Genomic DNA, 19,967 nt, shown 5'->3' with positions numbered 1-19,967 from the left:
ATTGTCCTTTCAGCTCGCGTCAACACAGCCAATGCTGCGATCACTCTCTGGCTTTAGCGGATCAGCAAAGAAGCTGATTTGGGCGCGTTGCTCGCGAAGGCGGTGTACTTCGCCGTCCACTAGTCGGAGACCGACGTCATGTCCGGGCAGCAGATTTGCGCTCGTGTCTGTCAGCAGAGAACGCAAACGATCGATGGTGCGGACACTGGCCTCGTCGTCCATCGTGGAATCTACGTGCGCGGTGGCCAACTCATGAACATTCTTCACCGAATCCCCCGCGAACACCATCGGATGATTGGCGCGTTCAGTGAAGAACGCAAGGTGATGTGGCGTGTGTCCCCCTGCGGGGATCGCATGGATGCCGGGAAGAACCTCGTGCCCCTCCCGTATGCGCTCGACGCCCTCCGTGCGGCGCATGAGCTCCTGCACATGCAGGTCAGGGATGAACTTGGTTCCCGCCGGTTGTTCCGCCGCCCACGCCAGCTCCCTTTCCCCTACCCAAGTGACGGCGTTCCGGAACATCGTAAAGTTCGCGACATGGTCCCAATGCATATGAGTTAGCAAGACGTCTGTAACGTCTGCCGTGGTCAGCCCGAGGCGTTCGAGAGCCCCGTGGATGAGAGGGATATATGCAGGCTGCCCGGCATCGATCAAGACGCGGCGGTTGCCGTCGTCGAGGAGCCAGACGCTGCTCCACCCGAAGGCCCCGTGAGACTCCGATTTGCCAGGAAACCCCTCGACAAGAGGGTGCGCGGCATACTGCGCCATGGATTGCTGTATCGGCTTCATCGCTCACCCTCCAAATACTATTGACTATAGTATTTGATTCTACCGCCTTTGTCCATGACCAGGTTTGGGGAGCTAGCTCCCCAAAAGCCGCTCTGTTGCCCCCAGAACATGCAGGCGCATTGCTTCCGCTGCGCTCTCGGCGTCACCCGCTTCAAGCGAAGCGAAGATAGCAGCATGCTCAGGCGCTGCCTGTCGTGCCCCTGTGCGACCAAACTTTGAGAAGAGCCGGAACCTTTGAATCTGGCCACTTAGCGCCGCGTACGCGAGTGCCAAGAATTGATTACCCGATTGTTCGGCAATTAACGTGTGGAATTGATTGTCTGAACGCCAATACACGTCGAAGCCTTCGGTTTCCATGTCAGCAGCATCCGCCGACTGCTCGAACTCGTTTAAACTCTCGCGCAATGCAGCGAGGAACTCAGGAGTGACTCTCGATGCGGCACCAAACGCAAGGCGGGGCTCCAATACGAGACGAGCCTCCTTCAGTTGCTCAACTTCGGCCCGGGTCATCATTGGTGCAACGCGATACCCGCGAAGCGCCTCTCGCTGAACAAGACCCGTGTACTCCAAGCGCGCGAGCGCCTCTCGCAGTGGCGTCTGACTCACGTCAAGCTCGCGCGAGAGTGCGCCTATATTGAGGCTCTCGCCCGCTCCGCGCTCCCCCGACATGAACTGATGCAGCAGCACGTCATACATCTGGTCTGCGATCGGTTTTCTCGCTGACTTGCGTTCAGCCACTGGCTCTCCCTTGAATCGACACCTGAATCAGTTTGAGCCTACCGTCCGCGCGCTGCGGGCCCCGGCTATCGCCGCTCACGATAGCGATGTGTCGCTCGAATGGCTGTTCCGTTTGGATTATTGAGGCAATTGCGCGTCCACAAGGCGGTGCCCCTGGAGGGATTCGAACCCCCAACCTGCTCCTTAGGACGGAGTTGCTCTTCCGTTGAGCTACAGAGGCTGGCGGTTCGAGTGTAGTCGAGTCCCGCACTGAGCACCGCAACCGCCTCAAGGCTCGCGCGAAGGCGTCGGCGCGGCCGCCACCTCGGGCGCTGCGGGCAGCGGAAACTGCAACGGATGCAGATCGGGCTCGATCCACTGCGCGCGACCCGCAGCGATGCGCTCGGGCGAGTAGAAACGCATGATGATCGACTTATCGAGCAGCTCTGGCGCAGCATCCACATCGTCAACAAGCGCGATGAGATCAAACCACGCGCGAGTCATCGTGAGGTGAAAAGCATCAGGCTTACCGGCGCGAACCGCCATATTCTTGATGCCAGCTACGAGACGCTCGAACCCGTCGGCCGCACCGTGCTTGCGGGCCAGCAGCCATGCCACACGCACGTGTCGTTCATGCGAGAACGCGGCAGGCGCCATCGTGTCGTCTTCGAAAGTGGTGATGAGTTCGTCGTCGGTCATGGTGAACTACTCTACGAAGTCATCGTCGCGCGGCGCAGGCCCGAAAGTTCGTTGAAGCCGATCGCTTACTGGCCTGGAGGGTAGAGGAACGCCTCAACCTCGCTGGCTTGCAGCGTACGCTGACCGTACGCGCGGTAAACGTAGTTGTATTCCTCGAGCAGCACCGAACCATCATCGTTGACTTGCTTCACGTACGACACGTGATTGTCCCAACCGAACCAAGCAACAGAACCCGCGACGGGAGTGTCGCTGACAGTCCAGCCATGTGCTTCCCACGCAGACTTCCACTGATAGGCGTCGCCGCCATTGGGTGTCAGGTCTGCCCAAGCCCACCGGAACGGCGCTGCAAACGAACCGACATCGCGGTTCAAGCGCCACGCCACGAAGTCGGTGCACTGGCGGTAGTAGTAGTTGAGGGGTGAGAGGGTGTCACCGGCAGTCGGCCACGGGTAGTCATCGCCCAGCGCCCGCGCGCCTGACGCGGCGTACAACGCGTTCGCCGAGGCAATCGCGGCCTGTTGGCGGATTTGTTCTAGTTCTTCCGGAGACGTAGCCGAAAACTGATCACGCTTGAGCTCGGGAAGATCAAGTTCCGAACTCACCGTCACCGATTGCACGCTCGCCGCAGCGGCATCCGTCACCGATGACGCCGAAACGATTGTGCCCTCGTCTGATACCAGCCCAGTCGCGCTGTAGGCGGGCAAACCCGCGACGGCGAAGAGACCGCCGATTACCGCCATCGAAGCGACGGCACGCAGCGGGGCCTTGCGAACGCGCTTGGAATTAGGGTGCGGAGTGGAGCGAACACGCGGCGGGGCGCTGCTCACGGATGCCGAAGGGACGCAGGAAACGGCAGCCGCGACGGACGCAGTGAGGCCAGAATCGGCAGCCGCGGCCGCAGTAACGGTCTTGCCCGCGGCGGCAGCCTCGCGGGCTGCACGCGCTTCGCGGCGCGAGAGGTAAACGGGAGCGTCTGTGGCGGGCTCCACCGAAGGCGCACCACAATCATCCGTGCTACCAGACGATATACGTGACAATCGGGAACCTTAAAACGGGGCTCATTCGAAGCAGAACTAGGGCAAACCTCGAACGACGGGAATAATCACAACAGCATAACAGTTACGCGGCCGGAGCCAAATACTCTTCCCAATCGGGGAGCGCCCTTTCGATACCCCGCACAATCCACGCGCTCGTGTGCGGCGGGCGGGGCTTAATCAGCAGTCGCCATTTCATCTCGGCGGGGGTGCGGTTGCTCTTGATGTTGTTGCAGCGCAGGCAGCACGCCACCAAGTTCTCCCACGAATCCTCGCCCCCGCGCGAACGCGGCATAACGTGGTCGATCGTATTCGCGGAACCACCGCAATACCCGCAGCGGTGACCATCGCGACGGAGAACTCCACGGCGAGAAACCGGCAACCGTCTCGTCGACGGAATACGCACGTAATTTCGCAGGATGATGACCGATGGTCTCTCCCACGATCCGGTGGAACCCCAGACGGGATGTTCCGAATCGGCCGCGACAATCGTCGCTTTCTGATTCATTACGAGCACAATCGCTCGCTTGAAGGACACGACCGCGAGCGGCTCGTAGCCGGCGTTCAGGACCAAAGTGCGCATTGTCATCCTCTCGAAAGCGCCTGCACGGCTTGCAGGCAATCGACTTCCCTGAGGCTCAACGAATGGGAGGCATAAAACAAAAAGGCACCGTCGTAAGACGATGCCTAGTGATTCAGCGCGCGAAAACTGCCGCGCACAGTACTGCTGTGTCGTATGTCAAAGTGGGCACGCGCATCCACGGTTTGGATGCTGCACCTACCTAACATGCGATTCTCCGGTTCATTCGTGAACTCCAAGGGCTACAGGCTAACCCAATTTTTGGGGCAGACCGCGCGCGGGCGCGCCGAATGGAATGACGAGACGGTTACACCTCGGTAAACAGAGAATTCGGAGAACTACGCCGTGGGCTTCTCGACAAAAATGTGCACGGCGACCTCATTGGGCAGTTCGAGACCTTCTCCGAAACCTTCGACGGTAACGGCTACATAGGAGTCAGCGGCAGCGAATGTCGCTGACTTACCGGGCATCACACCAGCGCCATAGAGCTGCTGCAACAGTTCGGGTTCGAACTGCACGGGCTCGCCCAGTCGGCGGATGAGGCCAACGACGGGAGCCGAGGTGTTCGCCACGAGATCGACGATGTTCACCATTCCCGCGCTGAATGATGGAGCAGCGGTGCCACCCAACTCTTCGAGCCCAGGAATCGGGTTGCCGTACGGAGACTCGGTGGGGTGATCGAGCATTTCTATGAGCTTGCGCTCTACCTGCTCGCTCATGACGTGTTCCCAGCGGCAGGCTTCGTCGTGAACGAGCGCCCAGTCGAGGCCAATAACGTCAGCGAGCAGTCGCTCGGCGAGGCGGTGCTTGCGCATCACTTGCGTGGCACGGCGGCGACCCTCCTCAGTAAATTCGAGGTGGCGGTCGCCTTCAACGACGACAAGGCCGTCACGTTCCATGCGGCCGATAGTTTGCGAAACGGTCGGCCCAGAGTGGCCGAGACGTTCGGAGATGCGAGCCCGCAGGGGCACAATATTCTCTTCTTCGAGGTCAAGAATCGTGCGCAGGTACATCTCGGTGGTGTCAACGAGATCGGTCATGAAACAAGACTAGCCCGTACTGGCCAATAGAATCGGACGTATGGCTAGCCTGACGATTCCCAGCGACCTCCTTCCCGCCGACGGACGATTCGGATGCGGACCTTCCAAAGTGCGCCCCGAACAGGTCGAACATGCGGTGTCCGCCTCGCGCACCATCCTCGGCACGTCGCACCGTCAGGCACCCGTTCGCGACCTCGTAGGCCGCGTACGTACAGGCCTCGGTGAGCTTTTCCAGATTCCCGAAGGCTATGAAGTTGTCATGGGCAATGGCGGTTCAACGGCGTTCTGGGATGCCGCAGCTTTCGCCCTGATCGAGCGCCGCAGCGCCCATCTTTCGTTCGGAGAGTTCGGTTCCAAATTCGCGAAAGCGGCCGCAGCACCTCACCTCGAATCGCCTCATGTGGTTTCCGCCCCGGGCGGGTCGTTCGCTGAACTCGATGACATCAACGGTGCCGACGTGTTTGCGTACCCACACAATGAGACTTCCACCGGCGTGATGGCTCCGGTTCGCCGCTTCGACGACTCGAGCGTTCTGACGGTTGTTGACGCGACGAGCGCAGCCGGCGGCATCCAGTTCGACGCCTACCAGGCCGACGTCTACTACTTCGCCCCGCAAAAGAACTTCGCGTCAGACGGTGGCCTCTGGTTCGCCCTCTTCTCCCCCGCCGCCATCGAGCGCGTCGAGCGCATCGCCGCGTCGGGCCGCTACATTCCCGAGTTCCTGTCGCTCAAGAATGCGATCGACAACTCGCGCCTCAACCAGACCCTCAACACTCCCGCGCTCAGCACGCTGCTGCTGCTGGAGAACCAGATCGACTGGATCAACGGCAATGGCGGGCTCGCTTGGGCGGATGCTCGCACACGCGAATCGTCGTCGGTGCTCTACGACTGGGCTGCCTCCAGCGACGTCGCGACACCGTTCGTCACCGACTCGGAGCACCGCTCGCAGGTTGTTGTCACGGTCGACTTCGACGACGCCATCGACGCCTCCGCAATCGCTAAGACGTTGCGGGCCAACGGAGTTGTCGACACCGAGCCGTACCGCAAGCTCGGTCGCAACCAGCTGCGCGTCGCCACTTTCGTTGCGATTGAACCGGATGACGTACGCAGGTTGGTCTCCTCGATCGACTACGTGATCGCGAACAGCCACTAATCTGAAACCGTGCGTATCTGGTTGAAAGACTCAGAGCGCCGGCCCGACCCTGAGCCGGTGCAGACCGACGACCGCAAGGCGATGCTCGTCGGAATGGCATTGTGGGTGCTCGGCCTCGCCCTGTTGCTGCTCTTTATCGAGCCGCTCAACGAGGCCGGCAACCTCTGGTGGTTGTGGACTGCTGTTGCCGGATTGATACTCGGTCTTATCGGGCTGCTGTACACGCACGTGAGGCGCGGAAAGCAGTCTCGCTAGTCGTCTTCGTCTGAGTCGTCGTCGGAGTCGCCGTCGAGATCATCATCGTCGTCATCGTCGTCTTCGTCCTCATCGATGTCGTCATCTTCGTCGTCATCGTCGTCATCGAGGTCGTCGTCATCGTCGTCCGATGCGTCGATGTCGACACCGTCGAGATCTCCGCCGTGCAGCACGGCGGACCCGAACTCGTCGTCGTCCTCATCATCGTCGTCGTCGAGGTCGTCGTCTTCGTCGCCGTCTGATACTTCCTCCGCTGCGGCCTTTTCAGCATCCGCGGCCTCGGCGGCCGCTTGGGCAGCTTTATACTCAGCCAGACGCTCCGACCACGGCACCCAGTCGGGCGACAACAGTGCGCCTTCGGCCGGCATGAGTTCCGCTTCGAGAACCGTCGGCTCTTCGCCTTCGACGTGGGCGACGCTCACGGTCCAATTCCAGCCCGGGTAGCCTGGCAAGGCCGATGCGAACAGCACCGAAACGATGCCGTCGTTCTCGACCTGCTCACCAACGAGCGCGCCAATCGATGCCTCGGTGGTGATCTCGAGGAGTGCACCCCGAGCAAGCTTCTCGTACTGGCTGTTAGGCATCGAGTTCGTCCGCTACCTTTCGCAGCATTGAGGCAATTTTGGCGCCGTGTGCCTTGTCGGGGTAGCGACCTCGTTTGAGACCAGCACCGATACCATCCATGAGTTTGACGAGATCTTCAATGATCACGGCCATGTCGTCGGCGGGCTTGCGGTTGATCTTTGTCATGCTTGCAGGAGCATCCATGACTCGCACCGAAAGCGCCTGAGCGCCCTTCTTGCCGTCCGCAATACCGAACTCCAAGCGGGTACCCGCTTTGACCCCCGTAGTGCCCGCGGGCAGCGCTGAGGCGTGCAAAAAGACCTCTTGGCCTTCATCACTCATGATGAAGCCAAAACCCTTCTCGTCGTCGTAAAACTTAACCTTGCCGGTAGGCATGGGCATGCTCCTTTGTAATCGTGACTCAAGCTTAGAACGTAATCGGGCGCGTATCCTTGTCTACGTGACAAATCACTCAACTGAACGCGACCTTCGTATTGAGCGTGTACTCGCCTACCTTGTCGCCTTCTCGATCGCACTCGCTGTGCTGTGCTTCGTTGCCGTGGTCGTAGCTACTGCACTGGGCCAAACCGAATTCGATAACGGTATCTGGCCCACTGTGATAACTATGCCTCAAATTGCTTTGCCTTTGGGCGTGGTGTTCATCATCACCCTGGTGGTACTGAATGGGCGCCGCCGCCAACGTGAGTACAGGAATGGCCACAATTAGCGATGCCGCTCTGCTGCTCGCCGCACAATTGCGCGCACTAGACGACAACCACCTTCTTGAATTGTTGCGTTCGCGCATCGTGCGTGCGAACTCTGTCAGCGATTTCTTTGACCTCGCGGATGCTCTGCAGCAGCCCACGTCGGTCGAACGGGCCTTGAGCAAGCTCGACCGCCCCACCCTGGCCACACTCGCAGTTGTTGCTGACACAACATCACTGTCCGCCGCTGAGGCTGCGATTGCTCTCGGATCTTTCGGGGCGGATGAGATCGCCGTTCAGCGACGCTTGGACCGCCTCGTGAGCCTCGCGCTTCTTATCCACCGCGGGGGCCGGTACAGCGCCCCTGATGGCGTCACTGATCATCTTGCTGGGTGGCCATTCGACGGCCTTCCCACCACGGGCGAATTACTGGAGACCCCCGCGCCATCAACGCTGACCTCGGTGGAACCGTCCCAGCGCGACAGCATCGACCGCATTGCCGCTGAGAACGCTTTTTCAACGACGAACGAAATCACCGAGCTCATAACTCAGCTCCAAGCGAACCCGGTGCGCGATCTGGCTCGTGGTGGTATCTCCTTGCCCGATTCCAAACGTCTTGCGGCCGCGATGGCAGTTCCGCTTGAAAAAATTGCGGGCTTGGTTGACATTGCCGAACGTGCTGGCTTGATCGCCACCACGAATGCGCAATGGATGCCCACCGCCGACGCCGACGCGTGGATGTCGCGCGGCGCAGCCGAACGCTGGGTGAACCTCGCCGAGGCTTGGCATCAGGGCGTGCCCGACAACATCCGCACGATCCTCGCGGACCGCGTGCAGAGCTTCTGGGGCAGCGGAGTCGAAGACTATGTGCGCTGGTTGTTCCCCGCCGGAGTGGACGCGATGCTCGAACGGCTTCGCCGCTACGCCCGAGATGCTCGCCTTCTGGGCGTAACGGCCGAGCAACTGCCAAGCAGTGCAGGCATCGCTTTACTCACTCGCACGCCAGACGACGCTGCAGCCGTGATGGCCGAACTCTTTCCGCGCGAAGTTCATCAGGTCTACGTTCAACCCGACCTCACCGTGATTTCTCCCGGCCCGTTGACCCCACAATTGGATGCTCGGCTGCGCGTGATCGCCGATGTGGAAACGCGCGCTCTGGCATCCACGTATCGCATCTCCCGCTCGAGCCTGCACCACGCGATGACGCTCGGCGAAACGCTTGAGGGTATGCGCAGCTTCTTGGCCGAGATTTCGCTCACGGGCGTTCCCCAGCCGGTGGAGTATCTGCTCAGCGAAGCCGAGGCTCGCCACGGCCTTGTGCGCGTTGGCGCGCAGGGTACCAGCGGCAGTTATGTGTCATCGCCCGACCCTGTGATGCTGCAGTCGATCGCCGTTGATCCCAGTTTCGGCCCCTTCGGGTTGCGCGAAGAGGGCGACCAACTCGTCACGCGATTCAGCGTCGAGCAACTATTTTGGGCCCTCAGCGACGCCCGCTACCCTGTGGCGGCCGAAGACGCTGACGGGAAGCTTCTGTCGCTGCGCCGCGATCAAGTGAGTATTGCGACGCGCGAGGAGGAACACGACTCCGCCCCAGAAAAGTTGCTCGCGAAGCTGCGCAACGGTCAGGGCGGGGCAACCGGCGACGAAGACCAAGCCTGGCTATCGCGGCAAATTGAGGTTGCCATCCGCAACAAGCTATTGCTGCGAGTGACCGTCAGGATGCCGGATGACCGCGAGGTCGAGTACACGCTCGAACCGTCGAGTGTTGCTGCTGGCCGGATGCGCGGGCTCGACCGTGCAGCCGATATCGAGCGAACGCTGCCGCTCACGAGCATCGTTTCGGTGGAGGCGACCACCGAACGCTAAGCAACCGCGCGTAAGGTGGGTCGGATGAACGCAGCACCCGACGGACCCCTGATCGTGCAGTCTGACCGCACGGTTCTGCTGGAGGTCGCCCATCCTTTGGCGGAAGACGCTCGCCACGACTTGGCGGTGTTCGCTGAGCTCGAGCGTGCCCCCGAGCACATTCACACCTACCGCATCACGCGCCTGGGACTGTGGAATGCGCGCGCGGCTGGCCACGATGCTCCGGCGATGGTGGAGACGCTCGAAAAGTACTCAAAGTTTCCGATTCCGCAGAGCGTTAGCGTCGACATCGCCGAGACGGTTGGCCGCTATGGTCGCCTCGTCATCGACCGCGACGACGATGGTGCCCTCACGCTTACTGCCACCGATCCAGCCGTGCTGCGGGAGATTACGCGCGCCAAGAAGGTCGCGAGCCTGTTGTTTGAACGCCGCGGCGATCACACTTTCGTTGTGCAGGCGTGGGCCCGTGGCCAGTTGAAGCAAGAGCTGCTCAAGCTCGGCTGGCCCGCTGAGGACAACGCCGGTTACACCCCCGGCACGCCCCATGAGATTGCTCTGGATGCCGCGGGCTGGGGCTTGCGCGAATACCAGCAGCACGCCATCGACAACTTTTTCGAGCACGGTTCTGGCGTAGTCGTTTTGCCCTGCGGTGCCGGAAAGACCCTTGTGGGTCTGGGCGCTATGGCGCAAAGCAAGACCACGACGCTGATTTTGGTCACGAATACGGTCTCGGCTCGCCAGTGGCGTGCCGAGATCCTGAAGCGCACCACCCTCACTGAAGAAGAGGTCGGTGAGTATTCGGGGCAGACCAAGGAGATCTTGCCGGTCACGATTGCGACCTACCAAATTCTGACGGCCAAGCGAAAGGGCGAATACGCTCACCTCGCTTTGTTGGATGCTCTCGACTGGGGTCTTGTTGTGTATGACGAGGTTCACTTGCTGCCTGCCCCTGTCTTCAAGCTCACCGCCGACTTGCAAGCGCGTCGCCGCCTCGGCTTGACCGCGACTCTCGTGCGCGAAGACGGCCGCGAGGGCGACGTGTTCTCCCTGATTGGCCCGAAGCGCTTCGATGCGCCGTGGAAAGAAATTGAGGCTCAAGGCTTCATCTCCCCCGCGAGCTGCTACGAAGTTCGCGTCGACCTACCCGAAAGCGACCGGCTTGAATACGCAGCTTCGGCTGACGATGAGCGGTTCCGTCTTGCGGCTGCCGCGCCAGCCAAAATCGAGGTGGTGCGCGCGCTCGCGAAAAAACACGAGGGCGAACGTATTCTCGTGATCGGCCAATACCTCGACCAGATCGATACCCTCGCTACCCAGTTGAACGCACCTCAACTCACCGGTTCCACGCCCGTCGCCGAGCGCGAACGCCTGTATCAAGAATTCCGCGAAGGCATCACGAACGTGTTGGTGGTCTCCAAGGTCGCCAACTTCTCCATCGACCTGCCCGAGGCGACCGTTGCCATCCAAGTCAGCGGCTCGTTCGGTTCCCGCCAAGAAGAAGCTCAGCGCCTCGGTCGTCTGCTGCGCCCCAAAGAAAGCGGCTTGCCCGCCAACTTCTACACCCTTGTCGCGCGCGACACCGTCGACCAGGACTTCGCGCAGAACCGTCAACGGTTCTTGGCCGAGCAGGGCTACAGCTACACGATTCTGGATGCCGCAGATCTGACCGCCTAGCAGCGAGCCGAATCCTCGCCGCGCGCCCGGCTCTACGCCTGAATTCGGGTGCGTCGCTTGATGATCACGTCGCGAATAAGACCGATCACAGAGACCAGAATGAGTACCGCAAGACTCAGCGCCATCAGCCACATCGAGCTGAAGCCGACCGTCATCGGCCACATTGGAGTCAGGCCGTCGCCATTGAGCCAGGGAACGTCGTAGGTGCGGGAAAGCGTACCGAGCAGCGCCATCGCGCCAAACCCGAGCGCTCCTAGGCCGAAAGCACTCAGCGCTCCGAAGAAAAGTCGTTTCATCAGTAGTCCCCTGTTCCTGATCTCGGTTCATCCACCCTACGTCTAAAATTAATAAAAACTCAATGAACGAATAGGTGAACAACTCGCCGACACGCCTACGCTTATCAGCCAGCGTTCAGGAAACATGCAGATACTTGGTTCATGGCTGACGGACCCAAGATTCTGATTGTTGACGACGAACCCAACATTCGCGACCTTCTCACCACGAGCCTGCGCTTCGCAGGTTTCGCAGTGCGTGCGGTAGGAAGCGGGGCACAGACCATCTCGGCAGTTCTTGAAGAAGAACCCGACCTGATCATCCTCGACGTGATGTTGCCCGACATGAACGGTTTCGGGGTGACCAAGCGCCTTCGCGCTTCGGGCTACACCTCTCCCATTCTGTTCTTGACGGCTAAGGACGACACCGAAGACAAGATCATGGGTCTCACCGTCGGCGGCGATGACTACGTCACCAAGCCCTTTAGCCTCGACGAGATCGTGGCGCGCATCAAGGCGATTCTGCGCCGCACGATGCAGGATGACGAAGAGACGATCATCCGCGCCGGCGACCTCACCATGGACCAGGACACTCACGAAGTGTCGATCGGCAGCGAACAGATCGAGCTCAGCCCCACCGAGTTCAAGCTGCTGCGTTACCTCATGCTCAACCCCAACCGCGTGCTCTCGAAGGCTCAGATCCTCGACCACGTCTGGGAATACGACTTCAACGGCGACGCCGGCATCGTCGAGAGCTACATCTCCTACCTGCGCCGCAAGCTGGATCAGCACACCGAAGAGCCGATCATCCAGACCAAGCGTGGCTTCGGCTACATGTTGAAGGCCGCTAAGCCGTAAGCACCTCTGATGGCCAGCTCGACACCATCTAGGGCGTCGGGCTGGCCATCTTTGTTCCCGATTCCCAGCCACGCAAGGTACCGTTCAGATCATGCAGGAGAACATCCCCGACGCGTGGAGCCGCATCTCGCTTCGCACGAAGGTCACCGGAGTCACGGTGCTTCTGCTGACCATGGGGCTCCTCGTCGCCGGCGTGGGCACCGCTGCCGTGCTGCGGGACTACCTGCTGCAGCAAACTGACGAGAAGATTAGCGCTGCCGCCGACGATCTCGACGGCCGCATCCAGTACACGGGCACCACGAAAGACCCGCAGTGCAGTGTTTCTCGACTGCCCAACGACCTGTACTTCGCCGTTCTCAACCACGATGGCAGCATGCGCTGCAACAGCCGTGAAGAGGATGCCGCACGCCCCGTGCTTGACGGCATCACGATTGCTGTCGCGAGCTCCCAAACCAGCGAGTTCACGTTGCCCAGCACGGCTATCGGAGGCCAGTGGCGCGTCATTGCGTACCCCGCGATCAGCACGATCGGCCCTGACTTCGTTACGATCGTGATCGCGCGCGACCTCGGCGATTCCAACGCGATCGTTGCCCGCTACGCCGCCATCTTCCTGTTCTTCGGCTTGACCGTGGTCATTGTCGGCGGTGCGCTGACCCGACTCCTGGTCACATCGACCTTTGCGCCGCTGCGCGAGGTGGAAGCCACCGCGGCACGATTCGCCGAGGGTGACTTCGACCAACGACTTTCTGTGGCAACGCCCAACACCGAAGTGGGGCGCCTCAACCGCTCCCTCAACTCCATGCTGGGTCGAATCGATCGAGCTTTTGCCGATCGTGCCCGCACCATCGACCAGATGCGCCGCTTTGTCGGTGACGCGAGCCACGAACTGCGCACTCCTCTTGTGACCGTGCGCGGTTACGCCGAGCTCTACCGCATGGGCGCGATCACGAAGTCTGATGACGTCGCTCAGGCCATGGAACGCATCGAGAAGGAAGCCATCCGCATGGGTGGTTTGGTTGAAGACCTCCTCGAGCTGGCTCGCATTGACGAAACTAAGCCTCTGCAGTTGACCGAGGTTGATCTTCTGCCCCTCGCTAACGATGCCGCGATGGATGCTCGGGCCTCCACTGGTCGCGTCGTCACGGTCATCAACACGAACCCCCGTATCGACTCGGATGCTGTGGTCAAGCCACACCTGAACGACGATGAAGACACCGACACTAAGGTCATCACGCTCCCCGAGAGCTCAGATCCGGCCCCCAGCACGCCGTCGCGTGGCGTCGCCGCTCTCGCCACTGGCCCCATCGCCGCTGCCGGAGCTCGCCTCTCACGACTGGCGTCGCGCAAGAAGTCTGCTGCCGTCGCCAAGGCCGCCGCTCGCATCACGCAAGCGATCGCTCCCGTGCCAAAAGACCTCAACGCCGTCGTCATGGCCGAGGAAAACAAGATTCGCCAGGTGCTCACCAACCTCGTGACGAACGCACTTCGCTTCACTACCGACACGCCTGTGGAAATTGGCGTTGGCGTGGACCATGAGCGTCAAATGGCTGTGCTCTCGGTGATCGACCACGGCGAAGGTATCCCGGAGCAGATTCGCAGCAAGGTTTTCGAGCGCTTCTGGCGTGCCGACAGCTCACGCAACCGCGATACTGGCGGCAGTGGACTGGGGCTCGCTATCGTGTCGGCCATCGTCAGCGCCCACAAGGGCACCGTGCAGGCTCTTGAGACACCCGGCGGCGGCGCAACCTTCCGGGTTGAACTTCCCCTCCTCCCCAGCGAGCCGGCCGCGGCAGAAGCCACCGAAGCCACGTAGCACCCGGGCGGGGCGCTCGCCAGAACCTACCGTCGAGTTATGACTCGATACCAAGTAGATAGTGAAGCCGTTCTCAGCGCCACTGGAGCGGTTCAAAACTCCATCAGCCGCATTCAAGCCGAAGTAGCTGGCCTTCATGGTCAACTCACGAACCTTCAGGGGTCGTGGACAGGCCAAGCCGCCACTGCGTTCTCCACGGTCGTGACCGACTGGAAGGCTACCCAGCAGCGGGTTGAAGAGAACCTCGCTGCGATCAATACGGCGCTCAGCCAGGCCGGTCAGCAGTACGCAGAAATTGAGGCAGCCAACGCCCGTCTCTTCTCCCGCTAAACCGCAACTCACGGTGCTGCTTGTTTCTCGCCGAGCGGTCAATTTTGCGCCGACGAGAGCGAACGACTGCACCATCGGTTGCCGCATTAACGCCAGAATGGGCGCCTCCCGAGGGAGACGCCCATTCTGTTGTGTGCTCTGCAGTTGTGTGCAGCGGTGTGACTTAGAAGTCCATTCCGCCCGAGGGGTCACCCATCGGAGCCGGAGCGTTCTTCTCAGGCTTGTCAGCAACAACAGCTTCGGTCGTGAGGAACAGACCTGCGATCGACGATGCGTTGAGCAGCGCCGAGCGGGTTACCTTGACCGGGTCGTTGATTCCCGCAGCGAGCATGTCGACGTATTCGCCGGTAGCTGCGTTGAGGCCGTGACCAACGGTGAGGTTGCGCACCTTGTCAGCTACAACACCCGGTTCGAGACCGGCGTTGAGCGCAATCTGCTTGAGCGGTGCGTCGATCGCAACGCGAACGATGTTCGCTCCGGTTGCTTCGTCACCGACGAGGTCAGCCATTGCCTGACCTTCAAATGCGATCTTGCCTGCCTGAATCAACGCCACGCCACCACCGGCGACGATGCCTTCTTCAACAGCAGCCTTAGCGTTGCGAACGGCGTCCTCGATGCGGTGCTTGCGCTCCTTGAGCTCAACTTCTGTTGCCGCTCCAGCCTTGATGACGGCAACTCCGCCGGCGAGCTTCGCGAGGCGCTCCTGGAGCTTTTCGCGGTCGTAGTCGCTGTCGGTGTTGTCGATCTCGGCACGGATCTGCTTGACGCGACCGGCGATCGCCTCTTCGTCACCAGCACCTTCGATGATCGTGGTCTCGTCCTTGGTGATGACGACCTTGCGGGCGCGACCAAGGAGTTCGAGGGTAGCGTTCTCGAGTTTGAGGCCGACCTCTTCAGAGATAACCTGTCCACCGGTGAGAATCGCAATGTCAGCGAGCTGAGCCTTGCGACGGTCTCCGAAGCCAGGAGCCTTGACTGCCACCGACTTGAAGATGCCACGGATCTTGTTCACAACGAGGGTGGCGAGGGCTTCGCCGTCAACGTCTTCGGCAATGATGAGGAGCTGCTTGCCGCTCTGGATTACCTTGTCGACGATGGGCAGAAGGTCCTTGATGTTGGAGATCTTGCCGTTGACGATCAGAACGTAGGGGTCTTCGAAGACCGCTTCTTGGCGTTCCTGGTCGGTCACAAAGTAGGCCGAAAGGAAGCCCTTGTCGAAGCGCATTCCTTCGGTGAGCTCCAACTCGGTGCCGAACGTGTTCGACTCCTCGACGGTGACAACACCTTCCTTGCCGACCTTGTCGATAGCTTCGGCGATCAGTGCGCCGATCTCGGGGTCACCGGCAGAGATGGATGCGGTAGCCGCGATCTCTTCCTTGGTTTCGATTTCCTTGGAGCTCGAAATCAGTGCCTCGATAACCGAGTTGGTCGCCTTCTCGATACCGCGCTTGAGGCTGATGGGATCTGCCCCGGCGGCGACGTTGCGAAGGCCTTCGCGAACGAGAGCCTGAGCGAGAACAACGGAGGTGGTCGTACCGTCTCCGGCGACGTCGTCCGTCTTCTTCGCTACCTCTTTAACGAGTTCTGCACCGATCTTCTCGTAAGGGTCGTCGAGTTCGATCTCTTTGGCGATGGATACACCGTCGTTCGTGATCGTGGGAGCGCCCCACTTCTTTTCAAGAACCACGTTGCGGCCACGCGGGCCGAGGGTGACCTTTACGGCGTCGGCGAGAGTGTTCAGGCCGCGCTCGAGGCCACGACGGGCCTCTTCGTTGAAAGCAATGATCTTTGCCATGTGTGTTTCTCGTCCCTCCCGGACGTCGTACAAGCGAATTAGTTGGCACTCGAACTGTGCGAGTGCCAAGGTCAAAATTAGCACTCGATAGGGGCGAGTGCAAGACAGCCCAGCGCACTCGATAGGGGCGAGTGCAAGACAGCCCAGCGCACTCGATAGGGGCGAGTGCAAGACGACGCGGCGCGTGGTTTGGGGGCGGGCGCGCCGGGTGCTGGGGACTGCTTTGGCGGTGTTTGCTTGGGGATGGTGTGCGCTGGTTGGCGCATGCTGCTGTGGTGCTGGGTGTGCCGAGTTGCGTTTTACTCTGTGGGTTCTTCTGTGGCTTCGGTTGCGGGTGAGAGGTAGTCGGTTCCCACGACGATGGTGATCTCGGCACCGGGGTAGATGTCGGCATCGACGAGGCGAATTTCGCCGTGGCCGAGGGCGATGACGAGGCCGGCGGCGACGTCTTCGTCGGCTTCGTTGCTGTAGTAGATGAAGGTGTCTTCGATGTCGCGGGTTGCCGCTGGGGCGGCGCTGCCGGTTGGCCACCCTGCTGCGGTGAGGTCGTCGAGGATGGTGGTTTGCAGTCCACTTTCGGGGGTGCCGTTGAGGACGTCGATCGTGATGCCGCGTGCGGGGTCGAGAGTTGAGGGGTCAGTGACCGGGGCGATGGTTTCGGCGGGTTCAGGGTTCACGGCGGGTTCTTCTGGTGTGGCGAAGAAGGGGATTCCTAAGTCGTCATCGAGGTAGTGGCTGAGGGCGAAGAGTCCGCCAAAGACGAGTATTCCGGTGGCGAGTAGGGCCCAGGCAAAGCCGATCCAGCCACGTCCGCGGCGCTTGGGGCCGCGGTGGGCGCCGATGCGTTCGATGTCATCGGGGAGTTCGTCGAATCGGTCCTTGGGGTAACTCGCCATTGCTTAGTCTGTCAATTCTTCGTCGTGGAAGGTGGTGGTTCGCACGCGTCGGGTGCGGTTGTCACGAGTGCGACGCAGCCGTGAGACCAGCATGGGGTCGTATCGTACGGCCGCGGGGCTATCGATCACTGCGTTGAGCATTTGATAATAGCGTGCACTGGAGACTCGAAACTGGGAGCTGATGGCCTCTTCTTTGGGGCCGATGTGGCGGGTCCATTCGCGCTCAAAGTCGAGGATGGTCTTGTCTCGTTCGGATAGACCTGTGGCGGGGTGCGATGCGTTTTCGTTTTCTGACACGGCTGAACCTCCCCTGTGCAGGTAAGCCTAGGGCGTGGGTCGTGCGGCTTCGCCGAGCGACGCGGCTTGAGAGCCCATTTTGGGCTGGTCGAGGTTAGGATTGCCTTAGTACCCGTTTTTTCCGATTGGTTTCTATGCGCATCCGATTCTTCACTGCTGTTGTGGTGTCGTCTGTCGTCGCTTTGGGGGCCAGTGGATGTTCGTCATCGTCGATTGCGGAGGCTCCGGCGGTCACGGTTACCGCCGATCTGACCTCTCCTCTTGCTGCGTTGTCGGTGTTGGGCGACGCGAAGGACTACAGCGGTTTGGTGCAGGCTGCTCTGCCGACATCCGGCATTTCTGCTCCGCAGACCGCTCCCCCGCAGTCGTTGCCGGTGACGGTCACGTCGCACGATTTAAGTGGCGATGTTCCTGTCACGGTGTCGTCGACGGATCGCGTTATCGCGATGGATATCTCGGGGTCGATCGCGGCAACGATCGCGGGGCTTGGCCTGGTCGATTCGCTCGTGGCGCGGGATATTTCGACGACGTTTGATGAGGCATCCGAGTTGCCAGTGATCACGTCGAATGCGCACACGGTGAACAGTGAGGCGATTCTGGCGCTGCGGCCTGATCTGGTTCTGACCGATGGCTCGATTGGCCCCATTGATGTGGTTGTGCAGTTGCGTGATGCGGGAATCCCGGTGGTTTTTGTGGAGACCGACCCGTCAGTCGAGGGTGTCGCTGACCTTGCTCGCCAAACCGCGGCCGCGCTCGGCACCCCCGCCGCCGGCGACGAGTTGGGCGCGCAGTTGAGTGCGGAGATCGAGGCGAAGGTCGCCGAGATCGCCGAGATTGTTCCTGCCGGTGATCGCTTGCGCATGATGTTCCTCTACGTGCGAGGAACCTCGGGCGTGTACTACCTCTTCGGGCAAGAGTCGGGCTCTGATGTGCTGATCAACGCGCTGGGTGGCGTGGATGTCGCGGCCGAGATTGGCCTCGAAGGAATGCGGCCCATGACGGACGAGGCCATGGTCGCGGCGAACCCCGACCTCATTCTGGTGATGACCGGCGGTCTCGATAGTGTCGGCGGTGTGAGCGGCTTGCTCGAAGCTCGTCCCGCGGTGGCTCTCACCGAAGCCGGCATCAATCAGCGCTTTGTCGAGATGGATGACGGCGAAATTTTGAGCTTCGGTCCCCGCACCGTAGCGGTGTTGGATGCGCTCGCGCGTGCGATCTACGCGCCAACCTCGGGTTCATAGGCCTCGCCTAGCTGTCGCTGCTGTCGGGCTTCGTTGAGCTGTCAGGCTTCATTGAGCTGTCGGGCGAGTCTGCGACGTTGCCAGCCTTAGCGCCCCGTGCGCGTGCGGTTCCGCGACGTCGACTGACGTAGAACACGACTCCGATTCCCCAGACGAGCGCGATGACCGAGGCCATCACAACGAGGTTGCGGGCCAGAACGGGGTCGCGCAGGCGAGGTTCGGGCATGCACTCGGGCGTCACACTGAAACTCACCATGATGGGGTCAAATTGAGAATCGGGCGGGTACGTTCCAAATGCTTCCGACCCGGCTTCGGTGAGGGTGACGGGGGCGTTTGCGAGCAGCGCGGTGCCGTCTTCGACAGTGATACCGGAGACATCAATAGTGGCAAAATCGACGTTCTGGGCATCCACGGGTACACCTTCTTGAGTGGTTCCCGTCACGTCGAAGACGAGGGTTGCTGTCGTGCTGGCGTCGAAAACAATCTCGAGGCCGCTGAGGGTGGTGTCGAGAATGCCGTCGTGCCCCATGAAGCGCAGCGTTCCGTCGAACGCGATGGTGCCTTCTCCCGCGTCGAGCTGGCCGGAACCTGCCGTCCAACCGAAGTTGGGGGTGTCGTAGGTGGCGCCGTCACTCACCGCCCATTCGCCATTGGCGATCGTGCCGCTGATGTACGACCGGAGCGACTCTTTGACGCCCCACGTGATCGCGGCATCCGTCACGTCGCAGACGTCGGAGTCGGCAGCGACGGTAAGGCTCGCGGGGGCAGCGTCCGCGTGCAGGAGGCCCGTGCCCGGGGCATCCGGAACCGCGGCGTTGCTTGTTATCGGAGTGAGCGCAATGGCGACCGCTGTGATGATGAGCGCGGCGGGGCCGAGCACGCAGACGTTGAGGCCACGCATTACTGCACAGGGCGGTACATCGATTGGTGCATGATGGTGGCTTCTTCGTAGAGCTCACCGAAGGCTTCGAAACCGAACTTGGCATATAACGGCACGATGTATTCCTGCGCGTGGAGCAACATCGCCTGATCGCTGTAATCGTTGACGATACGTTTCATGATGGTCTGCGCGAGACCTTCGCCCCGGCGATCTTCGCGAACGACGACCCTGCCGATGACGCAGTGGCCATCACGGTACTCGGCGGTTTCGTTGTGCAGAACGCGGATGTAGGCGGCGACTCCGAGGTCATCAGCAATCCAGTAATGCCGTGTGGTGTCTTCTTGGTCGCGGTCGTCAAGTTCGGTCTCGTCGACTTTTTGCTCAACAAAAAACACGTCGGTGCGCAGTTTCATGATCGAGTAGAGCTCGGTTGTTGTTAATTCGCCCCAAGACTTGGCGATCACGGAATCATTAGGCACAACCACGAGTTTAATGTATTGAGCAGCGAGA

General features: G+C 60.9%; 23 protein-coding genes and 1 tRNA gene. 9 read left to right on the top strand and 15 right to left on the bottom strand.

Translation table 11 applies throughout. The features are described from left to right. Positions 1-9 precede the first annotated feature (9 nt). The 7 genes from ACR3YK_RS08645 to ACR3YK_RS08615 all read right to left on the bottom strand — a co-directional run bounded on the left by ACR3YK_RS08645 (position 10) and on the right by ACR3YK_RS08615 (position 4,859). Positions 10-789, bottom strand: a complete 780-nt coding sequence (locus tag ACR3YK_RS08645; RefSeq protein ID WP_486174488.1) for an MBL fold metallo-hydrolase — start codon at positions 787-789, stop codon at positions 10-12. Between the two features lie 72 nt (positions 790-861). Next, positions 862-1,527, bottom strand: coding sequence for a GntR family transcriptional regulator (locus tag ACR3YK_RS08640; protein ID WP_486174487.1), 666 nt, complete (start codon positions 1,525-1,527; stop codon positions 862-864). Positions 1,528-1,675: 148 nt separating this feature from the next. Next, a tRNA-Arg gene (locus tag ACR3YK_RS08635) sits at positions 1,676-1,747 on the bottom strand. 47 nt (positions 1,748-1,794) lie between these two features. Next, a complete protein-coding gene (locus tag ACR3YK_RS08630; RefSeq protein ID WP_486174486.1) occupies positions 1,795-2,205 on the bottom strand; it encodes a hypothetical protein in 411 nt (136 codons plus the stop codon). Between the two features lie 65 nt (positions 2,206-2,270). Further along, positions 2,271-3,194 carry a CHAP domain-containing protein gene (locus tag ACR3YK_RS08625; RefSeq protein WP_486174485.1) on the bottom strand — a complete coding sequence of 308 codons (924 nt, stop codon included), beginning with the start codon at positions 3,192-3,194 and terminating at the stop codon, positions 2,271-2,273. A gap of 130 nt (positions 3,195-3,324) precedes the next feature. Beyond that, positions 3,325-3,822, bottom strand: a complete 498-nt coding sequence (locus tag ACR3YK_RS08620) for an HNH endonuclease (protein WP_486174484.1) — start codon at positions 3,820-3,822, stop codon at positions 3,325-3,327. Positions 3,823-4,157: 335 nt separating this feature from the next. Further along, positions 4,158-4,859: an iron-dependent transcriptional repressor DtxR gene (locus ACR3YK_RS08615; RefSeq protein ID WP_486174483.1), complete on the bottom strand. Its 702-nt coding sequence runs from the start codon at positions 4,857-4,859 to the stop codon at positions 4,158-4,160. A 40-nt stretch (positions 4,860-4,899) separates the two neighbouring features. Here ACR3YK_RS08615 and serC point away from each other — a divergent pair, with 40 nt between their 5' ends. Next, positions 4,900-6,012, top strand: coding sequence for a phosphoserine transaminase (serC, locus tag ACR3YK_RS08610; RefSeq protein WP_486174482.1), 1,113 nt, complete (start codon positions 4,900-4,902; stop codon positions 6,010-6,012). Positions 6,013-6,021: 9 nt separating this feature from the next. Continuing rightward, complete coding sequence (locus ACR3YK_RS08605) at positions 6,022-6,267, top strand: DUF2530 domain-containing protein (RefSeq protein ID WP_486174481.1); 246 nt, start codon at positions 6,022-6,024, stop codon at positions 6,265-6,267. Here the strand turns inward: ACR3YK_RS08605 and ACR3YK_RS08600 are convergent. Together ACR3YK_RS08600 and ACR3YK_RS08595 are read right to left on the bottom strand one after the other, a co-directional pair. Continuing rightward, positions 6,264-6,851: a DUF3027 domain-containing protein gene (locus tag ACR3YK_RS08600; protein WP_486174480.1), complete on the bottom strand. Its 588-nt coding sequence runs from the start codon at positions 6,849-6,851 to the stop codon at positions 6,264-6,266. The two genes, ACR3YK_RS08605 and ACR3YK_RS08600, sit on opposite strands and share 4 nt — an antisense overlap. After that, the gene (locus ACR3YK_RS08595) at positions 6,844-7,227 is read right to left on the bottom strand and encodes a cold-shock protein (RefSeq protein WP_486174479.1); all 384 of its coding nucleotides are present in this window, start codon (positions 7,225-7,227) and stop codon (positions 6,844-6,846) included. The genes ACR3YK_RS08600 and ACR3YK_RS08595 overlap by 8 nt, the downstream gene beginning before the upstream one ends. A gap of 64 nt (positions 7,228-7,291) precedes the next feature. Here ACR3YK_RS08595 and ACR3YK_RS08590 point away from each other — a divergent pair, with 64 nt between their 5' ends. Genes ACR3YK_RS08590 through ACR3YK_RS08580 form a run of 3 tightly spaced genes read left to right on the top strand, consistent with a single transcriptional unit; the run spans position 7,292 to position 11,075 of the window. Continuing rightward, the gene (locus ACR3YK_RS08590) at positions 7,292-7,558 is read left to right on the top strand and encodes a hypothetical protein (RefSeq protein ID WP_486174478.1); all 267 of its coding nucleotides are present in this window, start codon (positions 7,292-7,294) and stop codon (positions 7,556-7,558) included. Then, positions 7,545-9,401 carry a helicase-associated domain-containing protein gene (locus tag ACR3YK_RS08585; protein ID WP_486174477.1) on the top strand — a complete coding sequence of 619 codons (1,857 nt, stop codon included), beginning with the start codon at positions 7,545-7,547 and terminating at the stop codon, positions 9,399-9,401. The genes ACR3YK_RS08590 and ACR3YK_RS08585 overlap by 14 nt, the downstream gene beginning before the upstream one ends. Before the next feature lie 24 nt (positions 9,402-9,425). Beyond that, positions 9,426-11,075, top strand: coding sequence for a DNA repair helicase XPB (locus tag ACR3YK_RS08580; RefSeq protein ID WP_486174476.1), 1,650 nt, complete (start codon positions 9,426-9,428; stop codon positions 11,073-11,075). Between the two features lie 32 nt (positions 11,076-11,107). On the opposite strand, the gene ACR3YK_RS08575 is transcribed toward ACR3YK_RS08580, so the two are convergent. Beyond that, positions 11,108-11,371: a hypothetical protein gene (locus ACR3YK_RS08575; protein ID WP_100388385.1), complete on the bottom strand. Its 264-nt coding sequence runs from the start codon at positions 11,369-11,371 to the stop codon at positions 11,108-11,110. Positions 11,372-11,512: 141 nt separating this feature from the next. On the opposite strand from ACR3YK_RS08575, the gene ACR3YK_RS08570 reads away from it, so the two are divergent. The 3 genes from ACR3YK_RS08570 (at position 11,513) to ACR3YK_RS08560 (ending at position 14,348) form a co-directional block, all read left to right on the top strand. Next, on the top strand, positions 11,513-12,205 hold the full coding sequence (locus tag ACR3YK_RS08570; RefSeq protein ID WP_100388384.1) for a response regulator transcription factor: 693 nt from the start codon (positions 11,513-11,515) through the stop codon (positions 12,203-12,205). Between the two features lie 91 nt (positions 12,206-12,296). Then, positions 12,297-14,018 (top strand): sensor histidine kinase, encoded by a 1,722-nt coding sequence (locus tag ACR3YK_RS08565; protein WP_486174475.1) that lies wholly within the window; start codon positions 12,297-12,299, stop codon positions 14,016-14,018. 39 nt (positions 14,019-14,057) lie between these two features. Then, positions 14,058-14,348, top strand: coding sequence for a WXG100 family type VII secretion target (locus tag ACR3YK_RS08560; RefSeq protein ID WP_100388382.1), 291 nt, complete (start codon positions 14,058-14,060; stop codon positions 14,346-14,348). Positions 14,349-14,511: 163 nt separating this feature from the next. On the opposite strand, the gene groL is transcribed toward ACR3YK_RS08560, so the two are convergent. The 3 genes from groL to ACR3YK_RS08545 form a co-directional block, all read right to left on the bottom strand. Continuing rightward, positions 14,512-16,143: a chaperonin GroEL gene (gene groL / locus ACR3YK_RS08555; protein ID WP_486174474.1), complete on the bottom strand. Its 1,632-nt coding sequence runs from the start codon at positions 16,141-16,143 to the stop codon at positions 14,512-14,514. 299 nt (positions 16,144-16,442) lie between these two features. Beyond that, positions 16,443-17,039 carry a LytR C-terminal domain-containing protein gene (locus tag ACR3YK_RS08550; RefSeq protein WP_486174473.1) on the bottom strand — a complete coding sequence of 199 codons (597 nt, stop codon included), beginning with the start codon at positions 17,037-17,039 and terminating at the stop codon, positions 16,443-16,445. 3 nt (positions 17,040-17,042) lie between these two features. Continuing rightward, the gene (locus ACR3YK_RS08545; protein WP_486174472.1) at positions 17,043-17,336 is read right to left on the bottom strand and encodes a DUF3263 domain-containing protein; all 294 of its coding nucleotides are present in this window, start codon (positions 17,334-17,336) and stop codon (positions 17,043-17,045) included. 134 nt (positions 17,337-17,470) lie between these two features. Between ACR3YK_RS08545 and ACR3YK_RS08540 the strand changes: the two genes are divergently transcribed. Continuing rightward, on the top strand, positions 17,471-18,577 hold the full coding sequence (locus ACR3YK_RS08540; RefSeq protein ID WP_486174471.1) for a heme/hemin ABC transporter substrate-binding protein: 1,107 nt from the start codon (positions 17,471-17,473) through the stop codon (positions 18,575-18,577). 7 nt (positions 18,578-18,584) lie between these two features. On the opposite strand, the gene ACR3YK_RS08535 is transcribed toward ACR3YK_RS08540, so the two are convergent. Together ACR3YK_RS08535 and ACR3YK_RS08530 are read right to left on the bottom strand one after the other, a co-directional pair. After that, positions 18,585-19,478 carry an HtaA domain-containing protein gene (locus ACR3YK_RS08535; RefSeq protein WP_486174470.1) on the bottom strand — a complete coding sequence of 298 codons (894 nt, stop codon included), beginning with the start codon at positions 19,476-19,478 and terminating at the stop codon, positions 18,585-18,587. Beyond that, positions 19,478-19,936, bottom strand: coding sequence for a GNAT family N-acetyltransferase (locus ACR3YK_RS08530; protein ID WP_486174469.1), 459 nt, complete (start codon positions 19,934-19,936; stop codon positions 19,478-19,480). Before ACR3YK_RS08530 ends, ACR3YK_RS08535 begins: the two co-directional genes overlap by 1 nt. Positions 19,937-19,967: the final 31 nt, after the last annotated feature.

The organism is Salinibacterium sp. 10G20-15 (assembly GCF_057365065.1).
Note: the sequence above shows the minus strand (reverse complement) of the source record. Positions and strands in the feature narration are given on the sequence as shown.

Coding starts and splice junctions, on each gene's coding strand:
- ACR3YK_RS08645 (WP_486174488.1), bottom strand. CDS start 789: ATGAAGCCGATACAGCAATCCATGGCGCAGTATGCCGCGCACCCTCTT.
- ACR3YK_RS08630 (WP_486174486.1), bottom strand. CDS start 2,205: ATGACCGACGACGAACTCATCACCACTTTCGAAGACGACACGATGGCG.
- ACR3YK_RS08620 (WP_486174484.1), bottom strand. CDS start 3,822: ATGCGCACTTTGGTCCTGAACGCCGGCTACGAGCCGCTCGCGGTCGTG.
- ACR3YK_RS08615 (WP_486174483.1), bottom strand. CDS start 4,859: ATGACCGATCTCGTTGACACCACCGAGATGTACCTGCGCACGATTCTT.
- serC (WP_486174482.1), top strand. CDS start 4,900: ATGGCTAGCCTGACGATTCCCAGCGACCTCCTTCCCGCCGACGGACGA.
- ACR3YK_RS08600 (WP_486174480.1), bottom strand. CDS start 6,851: ATGCCTAACAGCCAGTACGAGAAGCTTGCTCGGGGTGCACTCCTCGAG.
- ACR3YK_RS08595 (WP_486174479.1), bottom strand. CDS start 7,227: ATGCCTACCGGCAAGGTTAAGTTTTACGACGACGAGAAGGGTTTTGGC.
- ACR3YK_RS08585 (WP_486174477.1), top strand. CDS start 7,545: ATGGCCACAATTAGCGATGCCGCTCTGCTGCTCGCCGCACAATTGCGC.
- ACR3YK_RS08580 (WP_486174476.1), top strand. CDS start 9,426: ATGAACGCAGCACCCGACGGACCCCTGATCGTGCAGTCTGACCGCACG.
- ACR3YK_RS08575 (WP_100388385.1), bottom strand. CDS start 11,371: ATGAAACGACTTTTCTTCGGAGCGCTGAGTGCTTTCGGCCTAGGAGCG.
- ACR3YK_RS08570 (WP_100388384.1), top strand. CDS start 11,513: ATGGCTGACGGACCCAAGATTCTGATTGTTGACGACGAACCCAACATT.
- ACR3YK_RS08565 (WP_486174475.1), top strand. CDS start 12,297: ATGCAGGAGAACATCCCCGACGCGTGGAGCCGCATCTCGCTTCGCACG.
- ACR3YK_RS08560 (WP_100388382.1), top strand. CDS start 14,058: ATGACTCGATACCAAGTAGATAGTGAAGCCGTTCTCAGCGCCACTGGA.
- groL (WP_486174474.1), bottom strand. CDS start 16,143: ATGGCAAAGATCATTGCTTTCAACGAAGAGGCCCGTCGTGGCCTCGAG.
- ACR3YK_RS08550 (WP_486174473.1), bottom strand. CDS start 17,039: ATGGCGAGTTACCCCAAGGACCGATTCGACGAACTCCCCGATGACATC.
- ACR3YK_RS08540 (WP_486174471.1), top strand. CDS start 17,471: ATGCGCATCCGATTCTTCACTGCTGTTGTGGTGTCGTCTGTCGTCGCT.
- ACR3YK_RS08535 (WP_486174470.1), bottom strand. CDS start 19,478: ATGCGTGGCCTCAACGTCTGCGTGCTCGGCCCCGCCGCGCTCATCATC.